Raw genomic sequence first — 14804 nt, forward strand, 5'->3', positions numbered from 1 at the left:
CCGAGCGGACACACTTTTTGCTACTTAACCCCCAATTTCATCGAGTCCTACCGCTCCCCCGGGTTAAGCAGGAAAAATATTGTCCGGCGGGCGTCTCGGCTGGCAGGTTTTCCAATTCGGCGAACTTTGCTGAGCAGCTCGCTCGTCTAAATGCTATGGACGGTCAGCCCATGACAGCTCCCCGAATTTCGGTTTGGCTGGACGCCAAGCCCATCAATTGATACCCCAGCTAAATAGAAATGACCGCCCTAGGCAGTTAGCCCCAGGGCGGTCATTTCTATCCAAACTGCGAACCGAGCTCGATATTAAGCTGCGTCGCGAGCGCCAAGCTCCCGGTCGATACGCAGCAGGCCAGCACCGTTGTCGCCAACGATCTCCAGGCGACCGATGATGCCACGCACGGTGTCCTCTTCCTCAATCTGCTCAACCACGAAGCTGTCCAGCAGCGGGCGGGAGTCGAGATCACCCTCGCTATCAGCAAGCTTGCGGAGGTTACGGATAGATGCCGAAACCTTCTCTTCATGCTCGAGAGCAATGCGGAATGCATCGATTGCGGAAGTGACCTTCACCTCCGGTGCGTCGACAGCACCAATCTGCGGGTGGTTGTCGCGAGCATCGAGGTGTGCGATGAACTGATTCGCGTGATCAACTTCCTCATCCGCCTGTGCACGCATCCACTCTGCCATGCCGGAGAAATCCAGCAGGTCCAGTTCGATTGCCAGCTGGCGGTAGACGTGGGAAGCGGTGAGCTCCATAGTGATCTGGTCGTTGAATGCCTTCTCAAGAGTATCTGTTAGTCGCATGCCCCTACTATAAGTCCAATCCTTATAAATGACAACGATTATAACACTTCCCTTATAAGCCAGGCCTTGCCTATTCTGCAATCGTCGGCTTAACCTCGGCGGTATGGCTACACTCACCTCCGTAAGCCCATCGACCGACGAAATTCTGCAGTTTCTTTCTCGACCTGCGCAAACGACACATGATACAGCGGCGGCGTCTCACAACACCTCCACCGTCACGGCCATCGCCGTCACCAGCTTGGACGGACGCGGCGCCGTCGAAGGCACCTCGGGCCAGCTTGGCAACGACACCGATGCCACGGTTTTCAACACGCTTCGCGCGCTTGCCGACGTCGTTTTCGTTGGTACAGGCACCATTGCGTCCGAGGGGTACGGGCCAGTTGAGATACCGGAGTACCTAGAGGCCGTTCGACAGAAGCTAGGTCGCTCCGAGCACGTGGCGATGTCCACACTTTCGCGCTCGTTGGATCTAGATATAGAATCCGACTTTTTCGCGAATGCAGAAGTCAATCCTCCGATAATCTTCACCCCGACTGAGGACGCTTTTAATGATGAAGGAGCAAAGACCGCTCACAAGAACAAAGCTAAAAAGATGGAGTCGGCCGGGGCTCGCGTCGTTAAGCTCCCTAACCCCTCGGTAAAAGCGGCGTTAACCTGGCTGGCTGAACATGGGTATCGGGACATTGTCGTAGAGGGTGGACCGACGATGTATCGAGAAGCATTCAAAAAGGGGTGCGTCGACGAACTGTTCCTGACGTTGTCGCCGATGTGGGTGGGTAACGGTCCCCTGGCTTTCGGCGAGAACGACCCTGATGATGACGGGAACTCGACGAACCCGCAGGCTTTTGAAGTGCGGGATATCCTACGTTCCGACTCACACATCTTCCTACGCTATTCCCGCAGCTTCACCCAGTAGGGTGGAGTATTGTGAGTAAACCAAAAATCGACGTGAGCGCAAGCGCAACGGCATTAACGCAAACGTCCAAGGACACGCCAGAGACAAATTCGGTGGCTCCACGCCCTCTGTCTCGGCACGTGTCGCGAGGACTCAGCGCTTTCTTGTGGCCTATCGCAGCTGTGGTGATTTTTCACCGCACCTGGGTTTTGCCGAAAGACGTTTCTGGCACAGATGACTTTACGACCGTCTGGTCGGCAATTAATCGATTCGTATCGCAGGTACCCGTTTATTCGGAAGACTACGTAACAGCCGATCCGCACTATCTGTATTCCCCAGGCGCTACCCTACTTTTAGCCCCGATTGATTTGTTCGGCTCGCTTGAATCGGGCCGAATCTGGTTTGCGGTGTTTCAGTCAGCTGCAATCATTGCGGCAATTGTATTGCTGCTGAGGTGGCTTGGTATTGCGCGCTCTGGCCCCATCATTCCAGCGTCGATAGCACTGCTCTACCTCACGGAACCCGTTACCAACACCCTTGATTTTACGAACGTCAACGGTTCACTCTTCCTTGCATTAGTGCTGTTTTTTATTGCTCTGACCGAGCGGCGCAATATCCTGGCCGGCCTGATCATCGGTATCGCAATCACCATTAAACCTGTTTTCTTGCCAATGCTGTTCCTACCGTTCATGCGCAGGCAGTTCTCTACGGTACTGACCAGTATCGGAGTGGTAATTGCAGCCAATGTCATTGCGTGGCCGCTCATGGTCCAACCACGTGACTACCTAGATATCACCGTCCCCTACCTGGGAGTTGTCCGTGACTTTGCAAATGCTTCACTGACTGGACAGCTTGTTTGGCTAGGTGCCCATCCGACCCTGATTTTGCTGTGGCAGATCTTTTTCGGCATTTTCGTCTTGGTATCCGTCGTGCTCCTTCTTCGCTGGCTCGAAAGGGATGAGATATTCTGGATTGCTACGACTTCCGGAGTTCTCTTCACCGGCGCGTTCTTCCTTTCCAGCCTGGGCCAGCAGTACTACTCGATGACGCTCTTGCCAATGGTTCTCACCGTGCTTCGCCCATTGGTTTTGGCTCGCGACAATGAAGGAAATATTGGTTCGACAGTCATGTTGAATTGGGGCGCAGGACTCGGAGTCGTACTCTGTTTCTTCTACGCCAATTGGTGGATTGATGAAGATGACCTCTTTTTCCCGTGGTTCACGGTTGCAATCGGCGGTATTGGATGGGCCGTTCTTATTCTCTCCATCACGGCAGCACTCATTCGAATGACGATTGTGGATGCCGTCAATGGGCGTAGCTTTGCATCCGGCTTCAGCTGGCTGAGCGACTGGAAGATAGCAGGCAGGAAGTCTAATCAGGAATCTGATCTCAAGTCTGAGGAGGCTATTCAGAATGGTTGATTCGCATAGCGAAGACTGGAATCTGAGCGAAGAAGAATGGCGCGAACGCCTCAGTGCCGCGGAGTACCAGGTTTTGCGTCAGGCAGGTACTGAACGCGCCTTCACCGGTGAGTACACCGATACCAAGACTCAAGGTGTCTACCGCTGCCGGGCCTGTGGTTACGAGCTGTTTCGGTCGAACGAGAAGTTCGACTCTCACTGCGGTTGGCCATCCTTCTTCTCTCCACTAGCTGGAGACCGGATTATTGAGCGCCGAGACACCAGCCTCGGTATGGTCCGTACCGAAGTGCTGTGCAGTCGTTGCAAGTCTCACCTCGGCCACGTCTTTGAGGGTGAGGGATACAATACTCCGACCGACCTGCGTTATTGCATCAATTCAATTTCACTCACGCTCGAACCGGACAAGACGGCTGAATAACTAGATAGAGAAGCAGCGCCGCTGGTCAAAATCCCGTCAGTTAACGGGGCTTGACCAGCGGCGCTGCTGATTCTCTCGTTGATTGCGCGAGCTACGGCAGAACGTTGATGATCTCTGCGATGTCATCGACGCGACGTCCCGTGTGGAACGGAATCTCTTCGCGGACGTGCAGACGAGCCTCGGTGTAACGCATCTTCCACATCAAGTCCACAATGCGGTCGAGCTCCGGCCCCTCGAATGCAAGGATCCACTCGTAGTCACCGAGTGCGAACGCCGGGACAGTATTGGCGCGCACATCCGGGTAGTCACGACCGGCCATACCGTGTTCAGCAAGGATGCGGCGTCGCTCGGTCGGCTCCAGCAGGTACCAGTCGTAGGAACGAACGAAGGGGTAAACCGCAATCCATCGTCCCGGCTCTTCACCCATGATGAACGACGGCAGGTGCGACTTGTTGAACTCAGCTGGACGGTGCAGCGCAGCGTTCGACCAGTGCGGAGTGGATGCCTTGCCCAGCGGAGTCTCGCGCAGGAAGGCGTTGTAGAACGCCTGCAGGTCTTCCAGCTTCTCTGCGTGGATCCAGAACATGAAGTCGGCTTCAGCACGCATGGCCGAAACATCGTAGAAACCACGGATGATCAGATCAGTGTCTTCGTAACGAGCCAGGAATTCCTTGGTCTTAGCCACTGCCTCTTCGCGGTTATCACCGAGTGCACCTGGGGTCACCTTGAAGGCAGACCACATGGTGTAGCGGATGGTGTCGTTGAGCTTCTTGAAATCGAGCTTGGTCATTAGTTGTCTCCTAGTTCGGTTGAAAGGTTTGTTTAAAAACGATGGGTCAGCGCCAGTTTCGTACTCAGCACCAATCTCGCAGCTTTATGCCAGCTCCGCAGCAATCTTGCTGGCCGCAGCCTTGGCGTTGGAGATACATTCCGGAATGCCCGGGCCACTGAGCCACGCCCCCGTTGCTGCAAGCTTAGGCACCTCGGCCAATTCCTGGCGAGCAAAATCCATCAGGCCGCCATGCCCCATATCGAAGCGTGGAATCCCCGCCCACCAACGCTGGACGAAAACCGCAGTCGGTTCAGCATCAAAGCCAGTCGCCTTAGCCAAATCCGCCTTTGCCCTGGCGATGAGGTCCTCGTCGCTACGATGCACGTGCGAGTCATCATCAAAACGGCCGAAGCTTGCCCTCACAACGGCACCGTAGCGCTCACCAATATGTGGCCACTTCCGGGACGACACTGTAAAAGCTTTCGCGGACAGGTCAGCACCAATCTCGCACAACACGCCGTTAATCTCCGGCAGTCCTTCCGACGAGTCGAAACACATACCGACCACCGCCGAGTTCGACGTGTCTACCCCACCAATGAGCTCGGCCGCCTCTGGCGCAAGATTGCTCAACAGCTCCGATGTGGTTGCAGAAGGTGCCGCCACGACAACGCCGTCGACGTCGATAGTGCTAACGCTCGTGCCGCTTTCCGACGGCAGTTCCACAGTGACCTCAAAGCCATTGTCATGCTGCCGCAGACCAGTAGCCTTCGTCGACAAGAGGAGTTCGGCTCCCGATTCGTCGACAAGCGTGTTGTAGAGAACCTCGAAGCCATCGCGGAACGTTTGGAAGACCACCGGTCGATTCGTCTTCGTCGAGTCTGTCGCAGCCTCACTGCTCAGACGCGCCTGCTGCGCCTGCTTACGTGCTTCCAGAACGCGCTGGACAGCGCCGGTGAGGCTGACATGATCACCGACACTAGCCATTTCATCAAGCGCTGCCGCCAACTGTGGGATGGTCGCACGCAGGCCCAGGTCGTATGCGGTGGTTGAGTAGACGCCTCCGAGCAGCGGGGAGACGATGCGGTCAACGACTTCCTCACCGAGCCGCGCCGCGACCAGCTGGCCGACATTCATGTCGTCACCCAGTACCCAGTGCAAGGCTGGAGTGAGCTCGGGGTTCGACTCGGCATCAATCTTGGCGAGGGTGGCCTCGCTGAGGAGGTAGCCCAACCCTTCTGAACTTCCTGGAATACCGGTGACCGTGTTACGCGGAAGGTCCTTGAGTTCACCGCCAATGTAGAGCTTGGAAGGCAGCCCCGAAGGGGCGACTAGCTGATCTGCCAACCCGAGTTCCTTGAAAAAATCGGTGGCATCGTGACGGAACGCCAGGTACGCCTCAGCGCCCGCTTCGAGAGGGCCGTTAGTTCCTGTTCGAGTCTTCAGCTTGCCGCCGACCTGTGCACTGGACTCGATGACAATTATTCTTGCGGCGGGTCCGAGCTTTTTACGCAACTCATACGCTGCGCTCAGGCCGGAGATACCGCCACCTATGACGGCAATGGTAGAAGGTTGTGCAACCACGGTATTTCGTACGCTTTCTCTATGCCCGCGCCTCGAGCGGGCACGGTCGATAAGACTTGTAGGAAATTAGCTAGTGCGTGTTTTACACGCCTGTTGCGTCGGCTTTTACGTTGCGTGAATGATCTCAACGGCGCGCGTAATCGCGTCGGCATCGGTATTCGGTAGCACCCCGTGACCCAAGTTGAAGATATGTCCACGGGCGTCACCACGCTTAATTGCACGGTCCGTCTCAGAGCAGATGCGCTGAATCTCTTGGGTCATTGCATCTTCACCGGCAAAGAGAATCGCCGGGTCAAGGTTGCCCTGCAATGCAAGGCTGTTTTCCGCCGGGTCTGCGCCTCGGTGAACGTCGGAAAGCGTGGCACGAATGCGGTTGGCAGCAACGTCCAGTGGCACGCGCCAGTCGACGCCCATGACTTCTGGGCCGGCTTCAGCCATCGCACCGAGAAGCTCGCCGGTGCCCACACCGAAGTGGATGCGCGGAATGCCGGCGTCGGCGACAGCCTGGAAGATTTCCTTCGAGTACGGCAACACAAAGCGGCGGTAATCACGCTCGGTGAGATAGCCAGCCCAGGAGTCGAAGAGCTGAATAGCGTCCACACCAGCGCCAATCTGCGCGCGCAGGAAAGCAATCACCATCGGAGTGATTTTCTGCATCAGGTGATCCCACAATTCAGGGTCCGAGTGCATCAGCGCCTTAGTGCGCTCGTGATTGCGGGATGGACCGCCTTCAATCAGGTACGACGCCAAGGTGAACGGTGCACCGGCGAAACCAATGAGTGCCTGGGTATCAGTCAGCTCTTGCAGAATGAGGCCGATACCCTCGGCCACCGGAGCGAGTTGCTCTTCCGTGACTTCCGGTAGAGCCTTGATGTCTGCTTCCGAGCGCACCGGAGTATCCATTACTGGACCGCGGCCAGGAACAATATCCAGGTTGACACCCGCAGCCTTCAGCGGCACGACGATATCGGAAAAAAGAATCGCAGCATCAACGTCGTGCCTACGTACCGGCTGCATAGTAATCTCAGCGAGCAGTTCCGGACGGAAACAGGAGTCCAACATACCGATGTCCTTGCGCACCTCACGGTATTCAGGCAGTGAACGACCGGCTTGCCGCATAAACCACACCGGGCGGCGCGACGGAGTTCGACCGTAAGCTGCATCAAGAATCGGGGCATCAGTCAAAGTGCGACGATTGTTCATACGGACAATCATGCCCCACTTACCTTAGAAATTGATGTGTGGGGTACTAAGAACAGGGAAATCGCTCGCCCTGCTGTGCGTTTTCGACGAACCGCTTGGTCGCTTCCCACTCTTTTCGGCGCGCCTCCCACTAACGCAAGCGTCATATGGCTAAGTTCAGGCGCGTGAATGGAACCGATTCAATGCCACAGAACTTCCGCGCCGCGGTCCAGTCAATGCACTCTGCTGAACTGCGACCTGAGATTGCTCTGGGCACCGTTCGGCCACCGCAGAAGCTGGCACCGTTTAGCCACGCTGTCTCGCTTGAGGTCACGCAGCCCGAAGCTGATATCGTCCCCGAGTCCTCGGACGACGATGCCTTTGGTCGTTTAATTTTGCTCCATGACCCCCGCAGTGAGGAAACCTGGGACGGTGACATGCGCTTGGTTGCATACATCCAGGCGGATATGGACGCCTCCCTCGCGGAAGATCCGCTGCTTCCCCAGGTTGCCTGGCAATGGCTCACCGAGGCTCTGGCTGAGAACAACGCCGAACTGTCGAACTTGGGTGGCACGGTGACTACTACGAACTCTGTCCGCTATGGCGAGATCGGCGGCAAGCCACAGGCCTTTCAATTAGAAATGCGCGCATCGTGGACTGCTCGTGGCACCGACCTGCGCACCCACGTTGAATCCTTCGCTCAGGTACTAGCGAACGTCGCTGGTCTGCCACCCGTCGGCGTTTCCCTGCTGGGCTGATACCGGCGACTGCTGATACCGACGACCGAAGAGGCGTGCGATGAGCTCCGACGTGGAAACTAGTCCCGACGTAGAAGTAAGACTTGCCCCAGCCGAGGGAACTCCACGCGTGCTTTCTGCCATCGACGACATTATTGACGCCGGTGAGCAGCTGGCCAAAGGACACGGTTGGCTCGCAGTCGATACTGAACGAGCTTCGGCATATCGCTACGACGACCGCGCCTTCTTGCTTCAATTTCGCCGCCGTGGAGCGGGCACCTTTCTCATCGATCCCGAAGATGGTCGCAAGGCGATGGCCGTTTTCGGTTCCTCAGTCAACGACCTGACCTGGATTATTCACGCCGCTCATTCTGACCTTCCCTGCCTCGCAGCTCTGGGTCTCTACCCCACCAAAGTCATTGACACTGAGCTGGCCGGCCGCCTTCTCGGCCTGGAGCGAGTCAACTTAGCAGCTCTGACAGAGCGACTCCTCGGAGTTGGACTTGCCAAGGGGCACGGTCGAGAGGATTGGTCTACTCGTCCACTGCCAGCAGATTGGCTGGACTACGCAGCCTTGGATGTCGAGCTGCTCATCGAACTCGCCGAGGTTCTTTGTCAGGCGCTGACTGAGCTCGACCGTTTGGAATGGCTGGAACAGGAATGCGAACGCGAACTCGCTCTAAACCGTAAATACCTCGATGGTCTGCACGTCGGACACTCGTGGCAGGGGCTCAAAGGGATTGGGAAGCTGCGCACTCCCGAACAACTTCACGTCGCCCGTGCACTGTGGACTGAGCGTGACGAAATCGCGCAGCGCCGTGATGTCTCCCCAACACACGTCATGGGTCACAGCGTTCTACGTACAATCGCAGAACAACTCCCCGGTACGCAGCGTGAACTAACTGCAATCCGTGGATTTCCACGTCGCCGTCGCGGTGCCGCGGACGCTTGGTTGAAGGTCGTTAATGAAGCCCGTCAGGAACCCAGGTCGTCATGGCCGAAGCCCCAGAAGCAGGCTCCCAACCAGATGCCCCACTTTCGCCGTTGGGCTGAACATGCCCCACAAGCCGCCGAGATTTTCGAAACCACGCGAGACTGCATCGACAACGTCTGTGCCCAAATACACCTGCGCAAAGACACACTCATCACTTCCGCGCAGACACGTGAACTGGTGTGGTGGATTCACAGTCGCGCAGTCGGCTCATTCGTATTCCGCCACCACGACAACTACGCTGGCGGCCTGCCAGCCGTTACAGAAATCTCCGCTCACCTCAGGGAACAGGGTTTCCGCCCATGGCAGGCACATTTGCTTGCCGACGTGATCGGCGCCAACGTTCTTGCGCCCATGCGGCAGCCACTCTAGCTACAGCTGCTCCAGCACCGCGATGGTTTCAAAGTGATGCGTTAGACCAAATGCGTCCACGACCTCGAGGTGTTTGAACGCGTAGCCATAGTCAGCCCAGTACCGGGCATCGCGGGCAAAAGTCGCCGGATCGCAACCGAAATGTACGACCGTGCGTGGCTTTGCCTCAGCAATAGCGGCAATGGCATCCTTACCAGCACCGGAGCGCGGAGGGTCGAGAACGACGATATCCGGGTTTGGTGTTTCCGCATTAGCAACTTCGCGGCGCACTACCTTGGTGACATCCCCGGTTACGAACCGGACTGGTGCCGCAGGCGACGCATTTCCACTGTGGTCAGCTGCAGTGAAAGCCTTGCGCCCCGCCGTCGCGGCCGCGGCAAAACCCTCGACAGAGAGAATTGAACCCTCTGCGTCAACTAGCTTGCGCAGTGCCGCCGACAGAACGCCTGCGCCACCGTAAAGATCCCAACCGCAGGAGAAAGACTGACCAACCAACAGGTCGATGATGCGCGATCCATAGAACTCAGGGGCATGGCAATGGGCTTGCCAAAAACCGGTCGTCGGCACATCGAAAGTAATTCCGTGAACGGTGTGCTGTGTAGTTGGCTCGCCTTCAATCAACGTTTGCGTGCGGTTCCTGCCGCTGCCGGAAACGTATACAGCACTTCGGTTACCCTCCGTGTCCATGGCCACATGGAGTTCTCCTGGCTTCGGCTTCTTGCTCCCTCGACCGCGAGCAGGCTTAGCAACAGGGATGGTTCCGGCCGTCGAAAAGCCAGCGATGAGATTGGGAACTGTTTGGACGCACTCGGAGCCGATGACGAGCTCGTGGGAACGGGAACGACGTAATCCCGCTCGTCCCTGGGAATCCACACCCAGCCGCACGCGCGTGCGCCAACGGGAGGTCGGAGCCAGTGGAAGAACATCGATAGCTGGCAGCTCGTCGGCGGTGAAACGTCCAAGACGGCGCAGGCAATCGGTCAAGACATCAGCCTTGAGACGCGCCGCGTGCTCAGGATCAATAAAACCCCAGTCGCAACAGCCCGCGCCCTGCTGAGCTGCTTCGCAACGCTGCGAAATTCGATGCTCTGAGGCATCCAGAACCTCAACGACATTGCCGCGCCAAAGCTTGGCATCAGGTTTGGCAATTTCGACAACAACGCGTTCGCCGGGGATACCGCCGGTGACGAAACCGATACGTCCGTCATAGCTGGCAATGAATTCTCCGCCGGCAGCGGGACGGTCAATAGTCACTTCGATGTTCACGCAGTGTGATACTACCCGCTGACAAGAGAAAAGCCGCCGTCGGGTGACGGCGGCGGGCAGTGCACAGTGGCACCTGCAGATCCTCTTCTACCTTGTCAAGCAGCTAGCCTCTCTCTGCTGGCGGGTTAACCAAACTAATTGGTGGAACCATCCGGGTTGATACCAGTAGCGCCTGGCACCTGTCCAGGTTCACCTTCAGCTTGAGCAGCCTGGGTCTGCTGCTGGTATGCCTGACGAATCTGCTCGGCCATCTGGGACGGCAGCGTAACCGGAAGCGGCTGACCTGCTGGCATCGGGTTCTCACCGCGAGAGACGAAGCTACGGGCAAGGAGACCGCGGGCGAGATTCGCAAGTTCCTCCGCCCGATCAGCCGGACCGGAGGCCGTCATGCGAAGCATCCAACGCGGGCCGTCGGCGCCGATGATTCGCATTTCCATATCGGAGGTGCGACCTACGACCTCAGAACCCCACGGCCCCTGCTCGACATGGACATCGAGGCCATCGGACTCAAGACCGTCCTTGATTTCCTGAGCGGACTCCTCCCAGAGGCCACCCGACGTCGGAGCAGCGAATGCTACAGGAGTTACGCGGCCATGCTCAGTGGCGACGTGCAGCATGGTTGGACCTGTCGGCCCCATCTCCACCTGAATATCACCAACGTGAGGAATAGGCAGCAGCATCGAACCGAGGTTCAGGCTGGCCTTCGCGAAGTCCGAAAAATCAAACTGCGTCGGGCTAGCGCTGTTGATATCGAAGGGGCCGTTTGCTGGTGCGTTCTCCGCGGCGGTTTCCGACGCGTCGTCATGCACGGTTGCGGTAGCCTCCTCAGAAGCTGGCGCCGCAGAGTCGGTGGCAACGGTCTCTGCCTCAGCAGCTGGTTCTTCTGGCTGGTTCTTCTTTCCAAATGGCCACATGGTGGTTTATTGACACCTCGCTAAAAAGAAATCTTTGTATACGCTTTTGTAAACGCTTTATTGAGCTCTTCACGCATTGAACCACACTTGGTAGGGTCCCCGCGCTGTCAGAGGCGTTTTAAAGCGTCGTGGACACTCCGGTTGACCCGTGACCTCCCACGCCGCGTTCAGTTTCATCGAGCTCATCGACTTCCACCAGCGGGCTGAGCTCGACCTTCTGCACAACCAATTGGGCAATTCGATCGCCCTTGGCGATCTCCACCGCATTGGTCGGGTCCAAGTTGATCAGGCAGACTTTAAGCTCACCACGGTAACCGGCATCAATCGTGCCGGGAGCGTTGACGATGGACAGCCCCTTTTTGAAAGCCAATCCGGAGCGAGGATGAACCAATCCCACTGTGCCCGCCGGCAAAGCAATGGCAATACCGGTTCCCACGAGCGCCCGCTGCCCTGGTGCTAGGATGACATCCTCCACTGAGCTCAAATCCACACCGGCATCATCGGCATGCGCACGCTGGGGAATCACAGCGTCTTTAGCGAGCTTTTTCACTTGCACCGGGGCATAAGTCATCTCTTTGTATATCCTTCGCTGTCGCGTCTTTTAAGAACCGCACTTCGGCCTTGTCAGTACCGAGCATAGCCGTGCCCTAGAATGGATAACCGTGAGTGGAAAAGATAACCTGCAGCCTCGTCGCGACGACAGCTCAGCATCCGTCTCTGAAGGTGCGGCAATAGCAATGAGCTCGAGCGGAGATTCATCGATTGTCTATTCCGAAAAGCTCTGGGTTCCCTGGTGGTTCTGGGTACTCGGCGCTGCTGCCGTTTTTGTATGCACGGCCCAGATTGGCTTTAACCGTTCACCGTTTTGGCTTGTCATCGGCGGCATTATTTGTCTGGCCGTGGGCGTGTGGGTGCTGTTGACTATGTCGAAGACCACGGTGTCCGTGGAAGTGGACAGCACTGGTGAACGCTGGCTTCACGCTGGCACGGCAGTTTTGCCAGCATCGGTTGTTGCCAAATCCCTGGTGGTCCCGAAGTCCGCGCAGCGCAATGCGTTGGGCCGTCAGCTCGATCCAGCAGCGTTCCTGGTTACACACACGTGGATTCCCACGATGGTGCTGCTAGTCCTCGACGATCCGGACGACCCCACCCCCTATTGGCTGGTCTCCACCCGCCACCCCGAGGCACTGCTTGACAGTCTCTTCGACCGCTAGGTCAAATCTCTCACCGCCGCTACACGCTTGCCGACGGCCCCAGCGCCGCCAGAACCGTGGTAGTGGCGGTTTTCCTTTTTCCTAGGAAGCTATCCCGGCTGTGCGGGGATTAGGCACAGTCCTGACAGATGGGGAATCCATCGCCGTTATCGATTGCGATCATTGAGCGGTGCATCACCATGAAGCAGGAGCCACAGGTGAATTCATCCTCCCCCTTCGGGGCAACATCCATATCGAATTCTTCACCCGCGATGTCGGCAACCGGCAACTCGAACGGCTCAACAATTTCGCCGTCGTCAGTGTCGTCGATTTCCTTCTCAGCAGATGCAGCCTGAAGGCCCTCGAGGGAATCGGTCTCCAGCTCTTCGGTTTCACGAGTACGCGGGGCATCGTAGTTTACAGCCATGTCCCAAACCTTCTTTCTGGACCTTTGCTAGACATTGTGAACTGACTTTTTCTCGGAGAATACAACGCGTTGAGACGATTGACACCCTGTACTCTCCAGCGCCTTTCTCAGCGGATATTAAGGCAATTCACGCAATCTGTCATCTCTGCAGGTCAGAATAGGTTTCTATGCCCATAAGCCGAGGAGAGGATAACATGATGGCTATGAGTTCAGGCCCCGCGAGCACTTCGAGCACATCACATCGACGAAAAATTGTTCCCTACGTGGTGGTTTCCGTCGTTGCTGTAGTGATTGCCGCTACGTTGTGGGTATTGGCATTCCGCAGCCAACCGGCAAGTTATCCGGTGTCCTGTTCCCTCCCCGCGGCTGGGGCCCCTGTTTCCTCCACCACGCTAATCGGAGAGCACGTCGTTCCACCGTCGGATGTTCATGTGCGCGTTTATAATGCCAACGGCAAAGTCGGCCAGGCTACAACCGTCGCCGAGCAATTGCGGCAGCTCGATTTTGTCCTCGATGAGCAGGTTCCCTACGGCAACGACCCTATTGTGGAAAACCAAGACCTCGGTTGCTTCGGCCAGCTGCGTTATGGCGAGGACTTCAATGGCCACGCCGCGGCGCTTCACGCTCTTTTCCCCTGCTTTGAGCTCATCCACGATGGTCGGCCGGATGCAACCGTCGATGTGTCGTTGGGTAAGGGGTTTAAGGATCTCGAAGTAGCCAGCCAGGTTGAGGAAACGATGTCCGCATTGAACCGTGGCGAACAAGCCGACCTAGAGGGTTTGAGCTCGTTAGGCTCGAGCACCTGCTCCTAGACCGACGCACTAATTCCTAGCCTTCGCGATAGCACCATCCAATGCCTCGAAGAACGCATCGGCAACTTCAGAGTTCGCCGCACCGACACCAAAGTCGAGCGGGTCTCCCTCCGGCCGGCCAGTAACGTTGGCACACTGAGTGAATTCCGGGACCCTAATCCTTGCGCCTGCTTCAGCCGCAATCAGAGCACCAGCTGCATAATCCCAAACCTTGATGTCGTGTTCGTAATACGCATCAACACGGCCGTGCGCCACCATGCACAAATCCAGCGCCGCCGATCCCATGCGCCGAATATCTCGACACTCCCCCAGCAACTGCGACGCTATCCGGCCCTGCACCTGCCGGAGACTAGCGGAATAGCTGAATCCCGTTGCCACAAGTGTCTTTTCCAGCTCGGCCGTTGGGGAACAACTAAGCGTCTGCACAGTGCCGTCCCGTCGAGAAACCTGAGCGCCCTCTCCCTTAGCTGCACTGTAAATCTCTCCCGAGGACGCATTTGCCACTGCACCCGCCACTACCTCATCGCCTACGGCGCAAGCGATACTCACGGCACAATTGGGCAGGCCGTAAAGGAAATTCACCGTGCCATCAATGGGGTCTACAATCCAGGTCACCGCTTCGCCCTCGTTGGCAGCCTGCGCTGGGGAACTCGCGCCGTCGTCAAGCCCGCCTTCTTCGCCCAAAATGCGGTCAGAGCTGCTAAACGTCTTGATAAGCGAACGAATGAGCTCCTCAGATTCACGGTCGACGACGGTGACGGGGTCAACAGCTGAGGACTTCGTTTCGGAACTTGCTAAAACGCCATCGGAGCCGAGTTCGACCCGACGACTGGCGATGTGCGCCGCGGCTGCGCGGGCGATAAGTACCGCGCGGTCACGCAATTCCCCGACGCTGGGCCGCACGGACCCGGGGCTATTCGGTGCAGCAGACCCCCTATTATCCGCGCTGTTAGCGAGTTGTTCGGTGCCATGCGAGTTATTGCTCATGCCCCCATTGTGTCTGTTTCGTACAATTTGAGC

At 57.2% G+C, this 14804-nt stretch carries 16 protein-coding genes; 7 read left to right on the plus strand and 9 right to left on the minus strand.

Annotation, left to right across the window (positions count from 1 at the left end):
* Nucleotides 1–305: 305 nt before the first annotated feature.
* A complete protein-coding gene (locus HMPREF2562_RS01880) occupies nt 306–803 on the minus strand; it encodes a ferritin (RefSeq protein WP_070438323.1) in 498 nt (165 codons plus the stop codon).
* A gap of 103 nt (nt 804–906) precedes the next feature.
* Here HMPREF2562_RS01880 and HMPREF2562_RS01885 point away from each other — a divergent pair, with 103 nt between their 5' ends.
* The 3 genes from HMPREF2562_RS01885 (at nt 907) to msrB (ending at nt 3537) form a co-directional block, all read left to right on the plus strand.
* Nucleotides 907–1719, plus strand: coding sequence for a dihydrofolate reductase family protein (locus tag HMPREF2562_RS01885; RefSeq protein ID WP_049189727.1), 813 nt, complete (start codon nt 907–909; stop codon nt 1717–1719).
* A 143-nt stretch (nt 1720–1862) separates the two neighbouring features.
* Entirely contained in the window at nt 1863–3119 is a 1257-nt protein-coding gene (locus HMPREF2562_RS01890) for a glycosyltransferase family 87 protein (RefSeq protein ID WP_070827430.1), read from the plus strand.
* A complete protein-coding gene (gene msrB / locus HMPREF2562_RS01895) occupies nt 3112–3537 on the plus strand; it encodes a peptide-methionine (R)-S-oxide reductase MsrB (protein ID WP_048733231.1) in 426 nt (141 codons plus the stop codon). The genes HMPREF2562_RS01890 and msrB overlap by 8 nt, the downstream gene beginning before the upstream one ends.
* A 91-nt stretch (nt 3538–3628) precedes the next feature.
* On the opposite strand, the gene hemQ is transcribed toward msrB, so the two are convergent.
* The 3 genes from hemQ to hemE form a co-directional block, all read right to left on the minus strand.
* Nucleotides 3629–4327 carry a hydrogen peroxide-dependent heme synthase gene (hemQ, locus tag HMPREF2562_RS01900; protein WP_049173031.1) on the minus strand — a complete coding sequence of 233 codons (699 nt, stop codon included), beginning with the start codon at nt 4325–4327 and terminating at the stop codon, nt 3629–3631.
* Between the two features lie 84 nt (nt 4328–4411).
* Complete coding sequence (gene hemG, locus HMPREF2562_RS01905; RefSeq protein WP_049189729.1) at nt 4412–5890, minus strand: protoporphyrinogen oxidase; 1479 nt, start codon at nt 5888–5890, stop codon at nt 4412–4414.
* Between the two features lie 105 nt (nt 5891–5995).
* Complete coding sequence (gene hemE, locus HMPREF2562_RS01910; protein ID WP_016422662.1) at nt 5996–7105, minus strand: uroporphyrinogen decarboxylase; 1110 nt, start codon at nt 7103–7105, stop codon at nt 5996–5998.
* Between the two features lie 170 nt (nt 7106–7275).
* On the opposite strand from hemE, the gene HMPREF2562_RS01915 reads away from it, so the two are divergent.
* Both HMPREF2562_RS01915 and HMPREF2562_RS01920 read left to right on the plus strand, forming a co-directional pair.
* On the plus strand, nt 7276–7830 hold the full coding sequence (locus HMPREF2562_RS01915) for a DUF3000 domain-containing protein (protein WP_016422661.1): 555 nt from the start codon (nt 7276–7278) through the stop codon (nt 7828–7830).
* Nucleotides 7831–7870: 40 nt separating this feature from the next.
* On the plus strand, nt 7871–9172 hold the full coding sequence (locus HMPREF2562_RS01920; RefSeq protein WP_016422660.1) for an HRDC domain-containing protein: 1302 nt from the start codon (nt 7871–7873) through the stop codon (nt 9170–9172).
* Here HMPREF2562_RS01920 and HMPREF2562_RS01925 read toward each other — a convergent pair whose 3' ends face one another.
* From HMPREF2562_RS01925 to dut, 3 genes are all read right to left on the minus strand, one after another.
* Nucleotides 9173–10438, minus strand: coding sequence for a class I SAM-dependent RNA methyltransferase (locus HMPREF2562_RS01925; RefSeq protein ID WP_016422659.1), 1266 nt, complete (start codon nt 10436–10438; stop codon nt 9173–9175).
* Between the two features lie 134 nt (nt 10439–10572).
* Nucleotides 10573–11352 carry a DUF3710 domain-containing protein gene (locus tag HMPREF2562_RS01930; protein WP_049173039.1) on the minus strand — a complete coding sequence of 260 codons (780 nt, stop codon included), beginning with the start codon at nt 11350–11352 and terminating at the stop codon, nt 10573–10575.
* Between the two features lie 118 nt (nt 11353–11470).
* The gene (dut, locus tag HMPREF2562_RS01935) at nt 11471–11923 is read right to left on the minus strand and encodes a dUTP diphosphatase (protein ID WP_016422657.1); all 453 of its coding nucleotides are present in this window, start codon (nt 11921–11923) and stop codon (nt 11471–11473) included.
* Between the two features lie 166 nt (nt 11924–12089).
* Between dut and HMPREF2562_RS01940 the strand changes: the two genes are divergently transcribed.
* Entirely contained in the window at nt 12090–12566 is a 477-nt protein-coding gene (locus HMPREF2562_RS01940; RefSeq protein ID WP_070549532.1) for a DUF3093 domain-containing protein, read from the plus strand.
* Nucleotides 12567–12675: 109 nt separating this feature from the next.
* On the opposite strand, the gene HMPREF2562_RS01945 is transcribed toward HMPREF2562_RS01940, so the two are convergent.
* Nucleotides 12676–12972 carry a DUF4193 family protein gene (locus HMPREF2562_RS01945; RefSeq protein ID WP_016422655.1) on the minus strand — a complete coding sequence of 99 codons (297 nt, stop codon included), beginning with the start codon at nt 12970–12972 and terminating at the stop codon, nt 12676–12678.
* Nucleotides 12973–13175: 203 nt separating this feature from the next.
* Here HMPREF2562_RS01945 and HMPREF2562_RS10690 point away from each other — a divergent pair, with 203 nt between their 5' ends.
* Entirely contained in the window at nt 13176–13784 is a 609-nt protein-coding gene (locus tag HMPREF2562_RS10690) for a LytR C-terminal domain-containing protein (protein ID WP_160310020.1), read from the plus strand.
* Nucleotides 13785–13793: 9 nt separating this feature from the next.
* Here HMPREF2562_RS10690 and HMPREF2562_RS01955 read toward each other — a convergent pair whose 3' ends face one another.
* On the minus strand, nt 13794–14771 hold the full coding sequence (locus HMPREF2562_RS01955; RefSeq protein ID WP_016422653.1) for an inositol monophosphatase family protein: 978 nt from the start codon (nt 14769–14771) through the stop codon (nt 13794–13796).
* Nucleotides 14772–14804 lie beyond the last annotated feature (33 nt).

The sequence above is a fragment of the Corynebacterium sp. HMSC077G07 genome (genome assembly GCF_001809225.1).
In the GTDB taxonomy this organism is placed as follows: Bacteria; Actinomycetota; Actinomycetes; order Mycobacteriales; family Mycobacteriaceae; genus Corynebacterium; species Corynebacterium jeikeium_D.